The 1,406-nt window shown below is 63.5% G+C and carries 2 protein-coding genes; both read left to right on the top strand.

All coding sequences use genetic code 11. The features are described 5' to 3' along the window. Positions 1-276 (top strand): UTRA domain-containing protein (locus ABWP50_RS08870; protein WP_353217638.1); only part of this gene is annotated, 276 nt, incomplete at its 5' end. Between the two features lie 45 nt (positions 277-321). Further along, positions 322-1,406: alpha-D-ribose 1-methylphosphonate 5-triphosphate diphosphatase (locus tag ABWP50_RS08865; protein WP_353217637.1), on the top strand; the 1,085-nt coding region annotated here is incomplete at its 3' end.

The raw sequence follows: 1,406 nt of genomic DNA, 5'->3' as shown, positions 1-1,406 counted from the left end.
TTTCGCCGGCATTATGCTGCGTCGCTGTCGATCACCCAGACATTGGCCGATTGCGGCGTGGCGGATTACACGCGGCTGCGCACCACGATTTCAGCGCGGCTGCCAACCCCGGCCGAGATCGAATTGCTGGGTCTTCCCAAGCACATCCCGCTGCTGGTTACCAAGTCGTGGAATGTGGACGGCAAGGGCCGGCCCTTGGAATATGGCGAAGCGCGCATGGCTGCCGATCGGATCGAAATATTGATCGCCACGGAACATCAGCCTGAAACCACCTGAATCGGCTGCAAAATCACAGCCAAACACTTTTGATCGGAGTTCTGTATGTCTGACGTCTTGTCCAACGCGCGCATCGTCACGCCAGCGGGCGTGGTGAATGGTGCCTTATCAATGGCCGGCGGCCTGATCGCCAGCATCGACAGCGGTGCTGCCACCGGCGATGACTGCGATGGCGATTGGCTGATTCCGGGCATCATCGATATCCACACCGACAATCTGGAACGGCATTTTTTCCCGCGCCCCAACATCGATTGGGATCCGGTATCAGCGGCGATCGTGCACGACGGCCTGTGTATTTCCGTTGGCGTGACAACGGTTTACGATTCGCTGTCGGTCGGTTCGTTCGGTGATGGCGCGGCGCGCAAGCCGGACAATCTGCACCGGCTGACCGATGGCCTGCACACCGCGGCCGGCGCCGGCATGCTGAAGGCGGATCACCGCATCCACTGGCGCTGCGAGGCGCCATCGGATGTGCTGGCCGATTGGCTGCCGCCGTTGGCTGAGCGGGCGCTTACGGGCCTGTATTCATTGATGGATCACACGCCGGGGCAGCGCCAGTATCGCAATGCCAGCCGGTTTTTCACCATGTGGCGCCAGCAAGGCCTGAGCGAGGCCGATATTGAAGCGCGCATGGCTGAACGCGCGCAGCGCGTGGCCCAGAATGATGCCCGCAACCGGCGCTTTGTGGCCGATATCGCGCACGCGCAGGGCCTGCCGCTGGCCAGCCATGATGACGAAACCGCCGAGCATATCAGCGATGCTGCCGGCTACGGCGTCACCATATCCGAATTTCCGGTCACCGCCGAGGCGGCGCAGGCGGCGCGTGCCCACGGCATGTGCGTGATCATGGGCGGCCCCAATCTGATTCGCGGCGGTTCCTATTCCGGTAACGTGCCGGCCAGCGACTTGATCGAATCGGGCATGCACATCGGCTTTGCGTCGGATTATGTGCCGCGCAGCCTGATCGAATGTGCCTTTGCACTGAATGGCCCGCGCTGGGGGCTGCCGATCGAGCAGGCGGTGGACACCGTCACCGGCGCGCCGGCGCGGGCCATGCAATTGCACGATCGCGGCGCCCTGGTGGCCGGGCGGCGCGCCGATATCGTGCGCGTGCGCCAGCATCAGGGCCA

This window comes from Sandarakinorhabdus sp., assembly GCF_040398645.1.
Taxonomy (GTDB): domain Bacteria; phylum Pseudomonadota; class Alphaproteobacteria; order Sphingomonadales; family Sphingomonadaceae; genus Sandarakinorhabdus.
The sequence above is the reverse complement of the archived record's forward strand: the minus strand, read 5'-3'. Positions and strand labels throughout refer to the sequence as shown.